This is a genomic window from Arthrobacter stackebrandtii (assembly GCF_017876675.1).
GTDB lineage: Bacteria > Actinomycetota > Actinomycetes > Actinomycetales > Micrococcaceae > Specibacter > Specibacter stackebrandtii.
Window position 1 is genome coordinate 258,294 of record NZ_JAGIOI010000001.1, and the last position, 13,826, is coordinate 272,119.

Annotated in this window: 13 protein-coding genes; 4 read left to right on the forward strand and 9 right to left on the reverse strand. The window is 68.8% G+C overall.

Annotated features, from left to right (window positions below):
* Together JOF48_RS01150 and JOF48_RS01155 are read left to right on the forward strand one after the other, a co-directional pair.
* Complete coding sequence (locus JOF48_RS01150) at window positions 1-840, forward strand: carbohydrate ABC transporter permease (protein ID WP_209676545.1); 840 nt, start codon at window positions 1-3, stop codon at window positions 838-840.
* A complete protein-coding gene (locus tag JOF48_RS01155) occupies window positions 837-2,243 on the forward strand; it encodes a glycoside hydrolase family 3 protein (protein ID WP_209676547.1) in 1,407 nt (468 codons plus the stop codon). Before JOF48_RS01150 ends, JOF48_RS01155 begins: the two co-directional genes overlap by 4 nt.
* Window positions 2,244-2,429: 186 nt before the next feature.
* Here JOF48_RS01155 and JOF48_RS01160 read toward each other — a convergent pair whose 3' ends face one another.
* The 4 genes from JOF48_RS01160 to JOF48_RS01175 all read right to left on the reverse strand — a co-directional run bounded on the left by JOF48_RS01160 (window position 2,430) and on the right by JOF48_RS01175 (window position 5,864).
* On the reverse strand, window positions 2,430-2,927 hold the full coding sequence (locus tag JOF48_RS01160) for a GNAT family N-acetyltransferase (protein WP_209676549.1): 498 nt from the start codon (window positions 2,925-2,927) through the stop codon (window positions 2,430-2,432).
* A 21-nt stretch (window positions 2,928-2,948) separates the two neighbouring features.
* The gene (locus tag JOF48_RS01165; protein ID WP_209676551.1) at window positions 2,949-3,143 is read right to left on the reverse strand and encodes a hypothetical protein; all 195 of its coding nucleotides are present in this window, start codon (window positions 3,141-3,143) and stop codon (window positions 2,949-2,951) included.
* Between the two features lie 86 nt (window positions 3,144-3,229).
* Window positions 3,230-4,594 carry a CoA transferase gene (locus tag JOF48_RS01170; RefSeq protein ID WP_209676553.1) on the reverse strand — a complete coding sequence of 455 codons (1,365 nt, stop codon included), beginning with the start codon at window positions 4,592-4,594 and terminating at the stop codon, window positions 3,230-3,232.
* A 40-nt stretch (window positions 4,595-4,634) separates the two neighbouring features.
* Window positions 4,635-5,864 (reverse strand): ROK family protein, encoded by a 1,230-nt coding sequence (locus tag JOF48_RS01175; protein WP_245346355.1) that lies wholly within the window; start codon window positions 5,862-5,864, stop codon window positions 4,635-4,637.
* Between the two features lie 161 nt (window positions 5,865-6,025).
* Between JOF48_RS01175 and JOF48_RS01180 the strand changes: the two genes are divergently transcribed.
* Together JOF48_RS01180 and ppgK are read left to right on the forward strand one after the other, a co-directional pair.
* Entirely contained in the window at window positions 6,026-7,705 is a 1,680-nt protein-coding gene (locus tag JOF48_RS01180) for a glycoside hydrolase family 13 protein (protein WP_209676554.1), read from the forward strand.
* Window positions 7,706-7,734: 29 nt separating this feature from the next.
* Window positions 7,735-8,493 (forward strand): polyphosphate--glucose phosphotransferase, encoded by a 759-nt coding sequence (gene ppgK, locus JOF48_RS01185; RefSeq protein WP_209676555.1) that lies wholly within the window; start codon window positions 7,735-7,737, stop codon window positions 8,491-8,493.
* Window positions 8,494-8,537: 44 nt separating this feature from the next.
* On the opposite strand, the gene JOF48_RS01190 is transcribed toward ppgK, so the two are convergent.
* The 5 genes from JOF48_RS01190 to JOF48_RS01210 form a co-directional block, all read right to left on the reverse strand.
* Window positions 8,538-9,200 (reverse strand): DUF6069 family protein, encoded by a 663-nt coding sequence (locus tag JOF48_RS01190; protein ID WP_342591117.1) that lies wholly within the window; start codon window positions 9,198-9,200, stop codon window positions 8,538-8,540.
* Between the two features lie 290 nt (window positions 9,201-9,490).
* A complete protein-coding gene (locus JOF48_RS01195; protein WP_209676557.1) occupies window positions 9,491-9,952 on the reverse strand; it encodes a VOC family protein in 462 nt (153 codons plus the stop codon).
* Between the two features lie 63 nt (window positions 9,953-10,015).
* Window positions 10,016-10,852: an inositol monophosphatase family protein gene (locus tag JOF48_RS01200; RefSeq protein WP_209676558.1), complete on the reverse strand. Its 837-nt coding sequence runs from the start codon at window positions 10,850-10,852 to the stop codon at window positions 10,016-10,018.
* Window positions 10,853-10,865: 13 nt separating this feature from the next.
* Window positions 10,866-13,238, reverse strand: a complete 2,373-nt coding sequence (ligA, locus tag JOF48_RS01205; protein WP_425353694.1) for an NAD-dependent DNA ligase LigA — start codon at window positions 13,236-13,238, stop codon at window positions 10,866-10,868.
* 136 nt (window positions 13,239-13,374) lie between these two features.
* Window positions 13,375-13,647, reverse strand: a complete 273-nt coding sequence (locus tag JOF48_RS01210) for a hypothetical protein (RefSeq protein WP_209676559.1) — start codon at window positions 13,645-13,647, stop codon at window positions 13,375-13,377.
* Window positions 13,648-13,826: the final 179 nt, after the last annotated feature.

Consider the following 13,826-nt stretch of genomic DNA (forward strand, 5'->3'; position numbering starts at 1 on the left):
ATGCGGCGCAAGTCAATCGTCACCGGACTCCTCACTGCACTGACTGTGGTCATCGCCCTCATCTGGGTGTTCCCGGTCTACTGGATGTTCAACTCGTCCCTGCTGCCCAACTCGGTCCTGCAGTCCACCACCCCCACGTTCCTGCCCATCGGCGGCTCGCTGGACAACTTCACGGCCGCCCTGGCCGACGGCACCTTCTTCACCGCCCTCGGCGTCTCCCTGACCGTCACGCTCAGCACCGTGGCAGCCGTGCTGATCATCGCCTTCCTCGGCGCCCTGGCCATCAGCCGCTTCAAGTTCAAGGGACGCAAGTCCTTCATCCTGGCCCTGCTGCTCATCCAGATGCTGCCCGCCGAAGGCATGTTCATCGCCCAGTACAAGATGATGAGCTCCGTGGGCCTGCTCAACAACCTCATCGGCATGACCCTGCTGTACACGGCCGCCGTCGTTCCGTTCACCGTCTGGATGCTGCGCGGCTTCGTCGCCGGCGTCCCGGCCGAGCTCGAGGAAGCCGCCATGGTGGACGGCCTCTCCCGCACCCAGGCATTCCTGAAGATCACGTTCCCGCTGCTGGCACCCGGCCTGGTTGCCTCCGGCGTCTACGCCTTCCTGCAGGCCTGGAACGAATTCACGGTGGCCCTGGTCATCATGACTGAAAACCAGATGAAGACGCTGCCGCTGTGGCTGCGCGGCTTCGTCCAGGCCTCAGCCACCCGTGAAACCGACTGGGGCATGGTCATGGCCGCCTCGATGCTGGTTGCCGTCCCCGTCATCATCTTCTTCCTCATCGTCCAGGGCAAGATGAGCTCCGGCCTCGTCAGCGGCGCGGTGAAGGGATGACCGCCGTCGACGTCCGGCGCCTCGCCGCAGGAACGCTCATGCCCGGCTTTGTGGGCACCTCCGCCCCCGCCTGGCTCCTTGACGCGTTCGACGACGGGCTGGCTGCGGTCTGCCTGTTTGGCACCAACCTGGTCTCGTGGGAACAGCTCGGGGAACTGTGCGCGCAACTGCGTGAGCGCGCCCCCCAGGCGCTGCTGTCGGTGGACGAGGAGGGTGGCGATGTCACCCGCCTGCACTACCTGGCCGGCTCCAACCAGCCGGGCAACGCGGTCCTGGGCCGGATCGACGATGCCCATGCGACGTCGTCGGCCGCCGCAGCCATCGGCTCGGAACTGGCAGCCTTTGGCATCAACTTGAACCTGGCGCCGGACGCCGACGTCAACTCAGCCGATGAAAACCCCGTGATCGGCGTCCGCAGCTTCGGCGCGGACCCGCAGCACGTGGCCCGGCACACCGTGGCCTGGGTGGAGGGCCTGCAGCAGGCCGGCGTTGCCGCCTGCGCCAAGCACTTCCCCGGCCACGGCGACACGACCTCCGATTCACACCTGGCCCTCCCCCGGGTGTCCGCCTCCGCGCAGACGCTCGCCGGGCGTGAATTGCTGCCCTTCCGCGCGGCAGCCGCCGCCGGTGTTGCCTCCATCATGACCAGCCACATCGTGGTCGACGCCCTGGACCCGGACAACCCCGCCACGTTCTCCAAGATCGTGCTGCAGGATGTCCTGCGCGGCCAGCTCGGCTTCGACGGCGCCGTGGTCACGGACGCGCTCGACATGGTGGGCGCCTCCGGTGAGATCGGCATCCCGGCGGCCGCCGTGCGTGCCCTCGCCGCCGGTGCCGACCTGCTGTGCATCGGCTCGGAGACCACGGCTGAGGAATACCAGGCCGTGCTCGACGGCGTGGTGGCGGCTGTCGCCAGCGGCGCCCTGCCGCTGGCGCGCCTCTGGGACGCCGCGAACCGGGTGGCCAGGCTTGCCGCGGACTTCCCCGCCCGCGGCGGCGCCTACGCCGGCGCCCTGTCGGGGGCGGCCATCCCGGACCCCGCTGCAATCCGCAGCACCTTCCAGTTCTCCCGCGACGCCCAAGGCTGGCTGGAAGACGTGTCTCCCGCCGCCGTCGTGCAGCTTGAGACGGAAACCAACTACGCCGTCGGAACCGTCCCGTGGGGCCCGGCCGCGACAGGGCGCACCGTGCCGGTTGAAGGAGTGGTCCCTGGCCAGAAGGTGGCCATTGCCGGCCGCGGCCTGGACGCCGGGCACCCCGCGTGGGTGCTGGCGGACGATCTCCGCTCGGCCGGGCACAACACCATCGTGGTGGAGTGCGGCTGGCCGCGCGGCGGCGCAGATATTGTCACCTACGGCGCTTCACTGGCCGTATCGGTGGCACTGGTGGACCTGCTGATGTAGCACAGCTCCGCCCAGAACAGGCTTTTCACGGACCCCGCCCTTCCCCTGGCGGCCAACGGTCCGTGGAAAGCCTGCCTTGTTTAACCACCCTCCCCGGCTCTCCCCAGACGCCGCATCAGATAATCGCCCTCTTTCACCGACGCCAGCGCAGCAATGGCTGGTTTTTCCGCGACGCCGGCGCAGCAGTTACAGTTCCATGCGGTAGACGCGCAGCATCTTGCCGTTCTCCGGGACCGGCCAGTCCCGTTCGGGCACGCGCGAGAACCCCATCTTTTGGTACAGGGCGTGGGCGTTGTGCCAGTCGTCCCCGGTGGTCAGGCTGACAGCATGCACCCCTTCCGTGGCGCGGGCGCGCTCGAGGATGGCTTCCACCATGGCCAGGCCGGCGCCGCTGCGCTGCACTGCCGGATCCACGACCAGCAACCGGAATTCAAGCTCACCGGGCAACGCAATGTCCGCCCATTCATCACCGTGCACGGCCAGCGTTGCCGAACCGACAACGGCGCCATCACGTTCGGCCACGATCATTTCGGCCACCACGGCCCGCTCCCCCACGCGCAGGATCTTCTGCATGTACGGATAATCGATGCTCTCGAAATACCCCGCCCCCATGTAGGCGTCGGCCGTGATGCGGGCAACTTCTGCATAGTCTGATTCTCGGATGGGGCGGACTGTGGTGCTCATGCGTTGGCGGCTTCCTGGTTGCTACGGGTTGTTGTCGGGGCGCTGGGGCTTGGTGGTCTGCCAGCCAGGCTGTCCACTGCCAAGCACGACGGCGTCCCTCGCCTCCCAGTCTTCCGCACCGGGGCGCGGGGAGTGAAATTCCTGCCGGGCGGGATCGCCCTGCAGCAAGTTCTCCCGGGCGGGCCCTGGAGCGGTGATGCCGCCGGCCAGATTCATCGCAGGTGCTGCAGTTTCAATCCAACAAGCCTCCTGAACACTGCATCACCCGCTGGTTCAACCCAGCGGGGCGATGCATGCACGCCTCAGTCCCACGCAGCCGGCGCGGACCCAAAGCCCAGCGCCGGCACATCGAAGCGGGGAACCACCCCGGGAATCGCAACAGGCCACGGCAGCCGCCGCCCGGAGCCCCAAGCCGTTGACTCCGACACCAGCGCGGCGGGGTCGAGAGCAGGCAGCGGCGCGGCTGGATCGGACGGACCGCTCCCCATCAACTCCACGGCCGTCCGCGCCAGCGACAGCCGCGCATTGCGCACGGTCCCGTCCAGCCGCCCGCGCCACGCATCGAGCGCCGCAGCAGCACACAGATACCCGGTCGCGTGGTCGAGCGCCTGCACCGGCAACGGGTGCGGCACGGCAGAACCGAAATGCGCCATCCCCGCACCGGCAATCCCGCAGCTCATTTGCACGAGCGAATCAAAGCCGCGCCGCTGCGCCCACGGCCCGCTCCACCCGTATGCATCCAGCGCAACGTTGACCAGGGAAGGATGCCGCTCCGCAAGCACCTCGTCCGACAGCCCCAGCCGGTCCAGCGCATCCGGGCGGTAGCCGTGGATGAACACATCCGCCCCGGCCAGCAGTTCGTGCAGCCTGGCCAGTCCCCCGGGCATCTTCAAGTCCAGCCGCGCGCAGTGCTTGCCCACGGTCAGCTCGGCCTCGACCGCAGTCTCCTCCCAGTCCGGAGGGTCGATCCGCAGCACCTGAGCCCCGTATGCCGCCAAGAACCGCGTCGCCACGGGCCCGGCAATGACCCGGGTCAAATCCAACACCCGCACCCCTTCCAGAGGGCGGCGCGCATTGCCGGGCGGCGCACCGGCGGGCCGGGAATGTCGGCGCCGTCCGCCGTCGTCCGGGGAACGCGCCACACCCCACGCGACCAGAGGCTCCCCGGCCACCGCCCGCCCCTGCGGATGCGCCAGCCACTGCGCCCGTGAGCGCATGACGGCCGCGCAGCCGCCGGCTGCAACCACGGCAGCCTCCAACTCCTCCCCGTTCCAGGGTGCGACGGCGGAGGCAACGGTTTCGCGGTTGGCGCCGGCTCCCAGCCCGAGCACCTTGAGGGCCGCGGCGCGGTGGTGGGGTGCGTTGGTGTGGAGGCGGATCCAGCCGTCTGTGCAGGCGTAGTCGCCGGCGATCGCGTCCCACGGCGAGGGCAGCTCCCATCCGTCCGGGGTGAACGACATGCCAAACCACAGGGAGGCCAGGTCCCGGTCGACGGTGACGGTGGAGGGTGCGGCGCCATGGAACCGGGCAAGGCGGTCGATCGCGGAGGCGGCCCCGGCGATGGCCGCGACAGCCAGGCCGCTCACGTCAAAGGCGGAGGGCAGGGTGCCGGACCCGGTGGTGTGCACGCCGCGTGGTGGATCGAACTTTCCATGGTTCACGTCCATGGCACAACAGTACGCCGCAGGCCGTCGCGATGGAGCCGGGTCAGCTGCGCTGGAGCAGGTCCAGGGCGTGCCGTTCCACATAGTCCAGGGCCAGGCGCACGGCACCGAGGGTGACGATGGCGTCGCCCAGGGTGGAGACGGCGACGCGCGGCGGGTTGGGCATGAACCGGGCCAGTTCCGTTTCGAGGGGGTCAAGCAGCACGGCCGCCGACTGTGCCACGGCGCCGCCGATGACCACGAGCTCCGGGTCCATGAGCGTGGACACGACGGCAATGACGCGGGCCATCCGGCGGGCGATGTCCTCCAGGATCCGGCGGGCCACGGCGTCCCCTGCCGCGGCTGCGGCGAAGACGTCCTCGGCGCTGGGGCCGGCGGCGGAAGCTCCCGCAGATCCTGCCCCCTGTGCCACCGGGGCGCCCGGGGCGGACAGCAGGGTCTTGGGCGCGCCGGGCCGGCATGCCTCCGCGGCCATCTCCCGCGCCAGCGCGGCGATGCCCGCCGGGGTGCCGACGCCGTCGACAAGTTCCAGCAGGCCCACCTCGCCGCTGCGCCCAAAGGCCCCGTGGAGCAGCCGCCCGGATTCCAGCAGGCCAAAGCCGATGCGTTCACCGGCCAGCATGACGGCCAGGTCCGGCACGTGGGCCCCCACGCCCATCCAGTGCTCGGCCATGGCGGCGAGGTTGGCGTCGTTGCCCAGCAGCACGGGCCAGCCGTAGTTCTTCCGCAGGTGTTCGGGGACCCCAATGTCCAGGTGTTCCCAGAAGTCCTGCCCCCGGGGGATGGCCCCCGAGCGGTCGATGGGTGCGGCGATGCCGATCCCGGCCACAAGCACGGATTCCGGGGCTGCGCCGGCATCGGCCAGGGCCCGGCGGACGGCGGAGTCGATGCTGGCCAGGCGTTCGCTGTCGGGCGCCGTGAACGCTGGCAGGATCTGGGTGGTCTTGGCGAGGATGGTGCCGCGGAGGTCGGCCACGACAGCGGTGGTCTTGGCGACGCCAAAGTCCAGGCCCACCACCACGCCGGCCCGGGCGTCAAACTCAAAGACGCGGGCCGGGCGGCCCTTTTGCACGGCAACCCTGGCCGCCGGGAGTTCGCGGACCCACCCGGCGGCGATGAGGTCGTCGCAGACGGCAATCACGGTGGCGCGGGCCAGGCCCGTCGCGGCGATGAGGTCGGTGCCGTTGACAGCACCCGAGCGGCGCATGACGCCCAGGATGGCGTTCATGTTGGTGTGCCGCAGCTGCTGGGGCGTGTTCGCGGTCAGTTCCAAAAGTGCCCCTTGACGTATGGCCGTGTGATGCACATAATACTAACAGTACATAAATTTAGAGTCTAAATATATGGCTCGAATTATCATCGGCCGGTGAACCGGCTTCCTGCAGCCCCGCCCGCCCCAGCCGTGCACGCCACGGCCGCACCCAAGGAACATCCATGACCGCTTCACCGCTCGCCGCCCCCGCCCCCGACACGCTGTCAGCAGATGCCAACTGGTGGCGCCAGGCCGCCGTTTACCAGATCTATCCGCGCAGCTTTTATGACGCCAACGCCGACGGCCTGGGCGACATCAAGGGCATCACCGCCAAGGTGGCGTACCTGCAGGAACTGGGCCTGGACGCCGTCTGGCTCAGCCCCTTCTACCCCTCCGAGCTGGCCGACGGCGGCTACGACGTCGCCGACTACCGCAACGTGGACCCCCGCCTGGGGACCCTCGAGGACTTTGACGAGATGGCCGCGGCCCTGCACGCGGCCGGCATGAAGCTGATCGTGGACATCGTCCCCAACCACTCCTCCGACCAGCACGAATGGTTCCAGGAGGCACTCGCCGCAGAGAAGGGTTCCGCCGCCCGCGCACGCTACATCTTCCGCGACGGCCTCGGCGAGAATGGCGAGCTGCCGCCGTCGGACTGGACCTCCATCTTTGGCGGACCGGCCTGGACCCAGGTCCCGGACGGCCAGTGGTACCTGCACCTGTTCGCCTCCGAGCAGCCCGACTTCAACTGGGACAACCGGGAAATCCGCGACGACTTCCTGAAGACCCTGCGCTTCTGGTCCGACCGCGGCGTGGACGGCTTCCGCATCGACGTGGCCCACGCCCTGTCCAAGGACCTCTCCGAGCCCCTGCCCAACAAGGCGGAGCTGGAGCGCCTCGAGAAGCTGCACAACGGCTCCAACCCGCTGTGGGACCGCGACGCCGTCCACGAGATCTACGCCGAGTGGCGCGCCCTGTTCAACGAGTACACCCCGCCGCGCACCGCCGTCGCCGAGGCCTGGGTGGACCAGTCCCGCCGGGCCCGCTACGCCTCCCTGGACAGCCTGGGCCAGGCCTTCAACTTCGACCTCCTCATGGCCGACTTTGACGCTGCCGCCTTCGCCGGGATCGTCACCAAGAACCTCGCCGAATCGGCCGCCACCGGCGCCTCCTCCACCTGGGTCTTCTCCAACCACGACGTCGTCCGGCACGCCACCCGCTACGGCCTGCCCGCGCTGGGCGACGGCAGCAACCAGGACGGCAAGGCCTGGCTGCTGGCCGGCGGCAGCCAGGCCGAGCTGGACCGGGACCTCGGCCTGCGCCGGGCACGCGCCGCCACCTTGTTCATGCTGGGCCTGCCCGGCTCCGCCTACCTGTACCAGGGCGAGGAGCTGGGCCTGCACGAGGTCGCGGAGATCTCCGACGCCGACCGGCAGGACCCCACCTTCTTCCGCAACACCGGCGTGGAGATCGGCCGCGACGGCTGCCGCGTGCCGCTGCCGTGGACCGCGGAGGGAACCTCATTTGGCTTCGGTGACGCCCCCGCGCACCTGCCCCAGCCGGCCTGGTTTGGCGCCAGCGCCGCCGACGTCCAAGACGGCGAGGACGGCTCCACGCTGAACTTCTACCGCCGTGCCCTGGCCCTGCGCCGCGAGCTGCAGACAGCCGAGGGACTGGACTGGATCAGCACCGGCAACCCCGACGTCCTCCACTTCAGCCGGCCCAACGGCTGGGCGGTCGTGGCCAACTTTGGCGGGACCGCCGTCGACCTTCCCCAGGGGATGCCGGTGATCAGCAGCGCTCCGCTGGAAGACGGCAAGCTGCCTGCCAACGCCGCCGCCTGGCTGCTCCCCGCCAACTGAGCCCACCCACTGAAGGAATCGGAACACACATGAGCCAAAACACCACCCTGCGCCTGGGCATCGACATCGGCGGCACCGCCATCAAGTACGGCGTCGTGAACACATCCACGGGCGAATGCGCCAGCCCCCTGGCACAGGTGCCCACCCCCGACACCCCTGCCGACGTGGCCGAGGCGCTGCGCACCATCGCCGCCGCCGTCCAGGCCCTGGAGCAGGCGCCGCCGGCGGATTCGCCCGTGGGCGTGGCGTTCCCGGCCATCATCCGCCGCGGCCGTGCCTGCTCTGCGGCCAACATCAGCCAGGAGTGGCTGGACATGGACGTCAACGGCTACTTCGGGGATGCGCTGGGCCGGCCCGTCCATGCCTTGAACGACGCCGATGCGGCGGGCCTGGCGGAAGCGTCGCTGGGTGCCGGGCAGGGCCGGGACGGGGCGGTGCTGGTGCTCACCCTCGGCACCGGGATCGGTTCGGCCATGGTGGTGGACGGGCGGCTCGTGCCCAACTACGAGCTGGGACACCTGGAGATTGGCGGGGCGAAGGCCGAATCCCGCGCCTCCGCCGTGGCCCGGGAACGGGATGGGCTGGGCTGGGAGGATTACGCCGTGCGGCTGCAGGAATACCTGCGCCACGTGGAGATGCTGTTTTCGCCGGAGCTGATCATCCTGGGCGGCGGCATCTCCGTGCGCCACGCCGACTTCCTGCCCCACGTGCAACTGGCCACCCCCGTGGTGCCGGCCGTGCTGAACAACTCCGCGGGCGTTGTGGGCGCGGCGCTTGCCGTGGCCTGACCCGCGCCGCACAGTCCCGCGCTGCACCGGCCCGCTGAACCGCGCTACAGCCAGCCGCGCTCCCGTGCCAGTGTAAGCGCCTCGGTCCGGTTGCGCGTTCCGGTCTTGCCGATCGCGCTGGAAAGGTAGTTCCGCACGGTGCTCGTGGAGAGCTGCAGGGTGCGGGCGATGTCCACAATGGTGGCGCCGCCCGCACCCGCCGCCAGGGTGTCGCGTTCCCGCCCGGTCAACGGGTTGGGCCCGTCACGCAGCGACTGCGCGGCCAGCCCGGGGTTGACCACCGTCTCCCCCGCGAGCACCGCCCGGATGGCCGCGGCCAATTCCTCGACGGGGTCATCCTTGACCAGGAAGCCGCGGGCGCCGGCATCGAGTGCCCGGCGCAGGTAGCCCGGACGGCCAAACGTGGTCACCACCAGGACCGCAATGCCCGGCACCGCCAGGAACACCGTGCCGATGATCCGCCACGCCCGAACGCCCTTGGCGCCGCGCCGTTCCAGCAGCGCCAGCAGGCCCCACGCCGCCAGCCCGGCCAGCAGCGGGACCGCCACCGTCGACGCCAGATTCACCTCCTGCACCTGCCCCGCAGAACCCACTTCGGGGTCCAGTCCGAGCAGCCCAAATCCCACCAGCCACAGCACGACGGCGGATCCCACCGCCCCTGCCACGGCGAGGCTGCGGCGCGTGGCCGGCCTGGGTGACGCCGTCACGGCGCCCGGCTGCGCGGCGGCAGGTGCAGGCCTATCCCCTGCAGCGTGCCCCCGAGCCGATGGGCCCTGTGCCGTCTGACGTCGCGGCGTTTGGTCCTGCGCGGTTGTCTTTTCCCTTGACATGGCTGCTTTCCTTTTCCCGTTGGCGATGGTCTTTCCATCTCCTTCGAGCCGAGAAACCAGCCCGGTTCAGCGGCAGATCCGTCCGTCCTGACTTCGATGGGACAAATGTCCCGGTCCGGCCCGCTCCCGTGCCTGCTGTTCAGCCGGACCTGTCGGTGCCGCCGGCGCTACAGCCCGGCGATGGCGGCCGCGGGCGGGCCGGGGCCCTCGATCCGGGAGGTGGCGCCGATGTTGCAGACAAGCTGCCAGAGATAGCCGTCGGGGTCGGTGACGGAGCCGATGTACTGGCGGTGCCCGCTGGAATGTTCAATGGTGCGGGTTCCGGTTTCCGCGCTGCCGGCCCGTTGTGCGGACTGCACCAGCCGGTCCACGGCGGCGGTCGTCTTAATGGCGCAGCTGATGACGCCGTCACTGCGGCTGGTGCCGGGGCCGGGTTTCACTTTCCCCTGGCCGGTGTTGGCGGCAAACACCTCCGCCTCTGCCAGAAACAGAATCAGGCCCGGCAGCTTGATGTGGACAATGCCGTCCGTGATGGAAGCATCGGACAGGCCCAGCCCGTCCCGGTAAAACGCCAGCGACGCCTTGGCGTCGGCCACAACTCGTGAAAGGACGACTCCCTCGGTTTCCATGTGATCCAGCTTACCCAAGAGCCCGCGGCAACGGGCGGAGCCGGGGCCCGCCGGGCCGGGCCGCTATCCCTCCGGCGCGAACTTCCCTTCCAGCCCCGGCACGCAGGCACCGGTCCAGACGGACAGCACCTCGTCGCGGGTGGGCAGCCCGTTGACGGCCGGGCTCAGGACCGGCCGGTGCACCCAGGCCCCGGCTTCCTCGGCGATCAGGCCGCCAGCGGCGAAGTCGTGCTCAAAGAGGCCGTATTCCAGGTAGGCGTCCACCGAGCCCTCGGCCACGGCGCACAACTCCAGCGCAGCGGATCCGAGGCGCCGGAAATCGCCGAAGTTGTCCATGCGTCGATCCAGCTCCGAGACGAGCCTGCGCCGGACGTCGGCGTCATAGGTCAGGGCCGTGGAAATCAACGTGCCCCCTCGCTCCTCCACCGGTCCTCGAAGTTCCCGCACACCCTGGGCGCCGTCGGCCCGGGTCTCGTCCAGCCATGCGCCGCCGCCGAGGGAGGCAAAGTACACGCGGCGCAGGGCCGGTGCGTCGACAACACCGGCGAGCCATGCGCCGTCGGGCCCCATGACCGCAACCGAGGTGCCGTAGTAGGCGATGTTGCGGATGAAGTTCATGGTGCCGTCGAGCGGGTCGATGCTCCAGCGGTAGCCGGAAGGCTCGGCCGGGAGCGCGGGGGCGAGCTCCTCCCCGGTGATGATGTCGTGCGGGCGGGCCTCCGTGATGACGGCGCGGACGGCGTTCTCCGCGGCGACGTCGAAGGCGGTGACCCAGTCGGCGTCGGACGATTTCTCGGTGGCGCCAAACCCGGCGGGGTCGCGGGAGGCGAGGACGGCGGCCCCGGCAGCGGCGGCCCGCAGGGCGACTTCGAGGAGTTCATCAACGGTTGCGGCAGTCATGTGTTTCCCTTTGTTAGTTTTGCTCGCCGGTCCCGGCGGTCTCGTCAGAGTCTTCGGTTTCCGCCGTGGCGGGCCCGTTGGCCAGCAGTTCCAGGAAGCCCTCTTCGTCCAGCACGGGGATGCCGAGCGATTCGGCCTTGTCGAGCTTGGAACCGGCAGCCTCCCCCGCCACCACGTAGGAAGTGTTCTTGGAGACCGAGCCGGCCGCCTTGCCGCCGCGCGTGATGATGGCCTCCTTGGCCTCGTCGCGGCTGAGCGTGGGCAGGGTCCCGGTGACCACAATGGTCAACCCCTCGAGCGTGCGCGGCGTGGATTCATCCACGGCGTCAGCCATGAGCACACCGGCCTCAGCCCAGGCGGCGATGATTTCCTGGTGCCAGTCCACCTCAAACCACTCGATCAGGGCCTCGGCGATGATCGCGCCCACCCCGTCCACATTGGCCAGCTGCTCGCGGGCGTCCGGAGCCTGCAGCGCCTCCTGGATGGCGTTGATGGAACCGTAGCGGGTGGCCAGCGCGCGCGACGCCGTGGGCCCAACATGCCTGATCGACAGTGCCACGAGCACCCGCCACAGCGGCTGCGACTTGGCCTTGTCAAGCTCCTTGAACAACTTCTCGGTGGTCTTTGAAGGCACCGAGGGTTTCTTCGCCGTGGCCTTTGTGTAGAAGTACGGGTTCAGCTCAAACTTGCCGGTCCCCTGACCCTTGGACCGCTTTTCCCGCCACACCATGACCGTGGCCAGTTCCTCGCGCAGGCTGGCGTCCGGGTAGCTTTCGGACAGGCCAAAGACCTGTGCCTCGCTGGTGATGACGCCCGCACCTGCCGGGGCGATGACCCCGCCGTTCTCCGCCGGGTCCGGGCCGGGTCCGGTGGTCAGCGCCATGGCCGCCTCATAGCCCAGTGCCTCGATGTCGAAGCCGCCGCGGCCGGCCAGGTGCGCCACGCGCTCCGTCAGCTGGATGGGGCATGACTTCGTGTTGGGGCAGCGGATGTCAATGTCGCCTTCCTTGGCCGGCGCCAGTTCGGTGCCGCAGGACGGGCAGTGCGTGGGCATGATGAATTCGCGCAGCTCGTCCTCGCGCCCCTCGCGCAGTGCCATGACGGGGCCGACGATTTCCGGGATGACGTCCCCTGCCTTGCGCAGCACCACGATGTCGCCAATCAAGACGCCCTTGGCCTTGACCACGTCCTGGTTGTGCAAGGTTGCCCGCGCAACCTCAGACCCGGCCACCTTGACCGGTTCCATGATCCCGAACGGGGTCACGCGCCCGGTGCGTCCCACCTGCACCTGGATGTCCAGCAGCTTCGTGTGGACCTCTTCCGGCGGATACTTGTACGCAACGGACCAGCGCGGCACGCGGGACGTGTGGCCCAGCGCCCGCTGCGTTTCGAGGTCGTCGACCTTCACCACGATGCCGTCGATTTCGTGGATGAGGTCGTGGCGGTGCTCGCCGTAGTGGGCGATGAAGTCCATGACCTCCGGCAGCGTGTCCACCACCTTGTAGTAGGGGCTGATGGGCATGCCCCACGACTTCAGCAGCTCATACGTTTCCGACTGCGTGGCGGTGGAGAGTCCTTCACGGGCGCCGATGCCGTGGACGAACATGCTCAGCGGGCGCTTGGCAGTCTCCGCTGCATCCTTCTGCCGCAGCGAGCCGGCGGCGGTATTCCGCGGGTTGGCATACGGCGCCTTCCCGGCCGCCACCATGGCCTCGTTCAGGGCAACAAAGTCCTTGGCGCCGATGAATACCTCGCCACGGATTTCGACCTCGGACGGGAAGTTCTCCCCATGCAGCCGCTGTGGGATGTCCTTGATGGTGGCCACATTGTGGGTGACGTCCTCACCCGTGGTGCCGTCGCCGCGCGTCGCCGCCCGCACCAGCACGCCGTCGCGGTAGAGCAGGTTCACGGCCAGCCCGTCAATCTTCAGCTCGGTCAGCCACTGCGGCGCCTTGCCGCCCTGCTTCTCCACGGATCCGGCGGCACGCACCAGCCAGGCCTCGAGCTCCTCAAGGGAGAAGACGTCCTCCAGGGAGTACATCCGGGCCAGATGGTCGACGGCGGCGAACGCCACCGAGACGTCCCCGCCCACCTGCTGGGTGGGAGAATCCCCCGTCACCAGTTCAGGGTGGAGGGCTTCGAGCTTCTCCAGCTCACTGTAGAGCAGGTCAAACTCGGCATCGCTGGCCAGCGGGGCGTCGTCGTTGTAGTAGGCGGCGCGGTACTTCTGGACCTGGTCCACCAGTTCGCCGTAGCGTTCCCGGACAGCACCGGCCGGCACCGTGTCTGCACTGACGACGGGGGCAGTGCCTCCGGGGTCGATGCCGGGTGTTTTCCCGGCGGGGTTGCTGGCGGTTTCTTCAAAATCATGGCTGTCGCGGTTCACCACTCCATCTTGCCCCAACGCTCCCACAAAATGCACCACCGCAACCTTAAACGACAAACCCGCAGGGTGGCTGTTCGATCAATGCGAATCCATTGATCCAACAGCCACCCCTGCGGGCCGGCCGGCGTTGCGAAGATTACTGGGCCGAAGCGTCGATCTGCTGCTGGCGCTGCGTGGTGACCTTGGAACGGACGTCGGTCAGGTCGGTGATGACGTTGTTCAGCTGGCCCTTCGAGTTCGGCCAGGTCGAACCCTTGAAGGTGTCGGCGTCCGGGCCCTGCCACTGGACACTGTTTGCCTTGTTGTCAACAAGGGTCATTGCGCTCTGGATCTGGTCGATTGCCTGCGTCAGCGTGTTGACCAGCTGCTGCATATCTTCCGGGTTGCTACCAAGAAAACCATTTGCCATGATATTTATCCTTTTCCCTAATGTTTACCCTGTGGTGTTTTCCACCGGGCGACTGAAATAAATCTAACAAGACCCTGGGCAAGTCGTCGATGGGTAGTACTCCCCACCGGCTCCCGCAGCTCGCAGGCTCGCTGTGGGTCCCTCGCCGGCGTGGGCCCACCCACCGGCTCCCGCAGCTC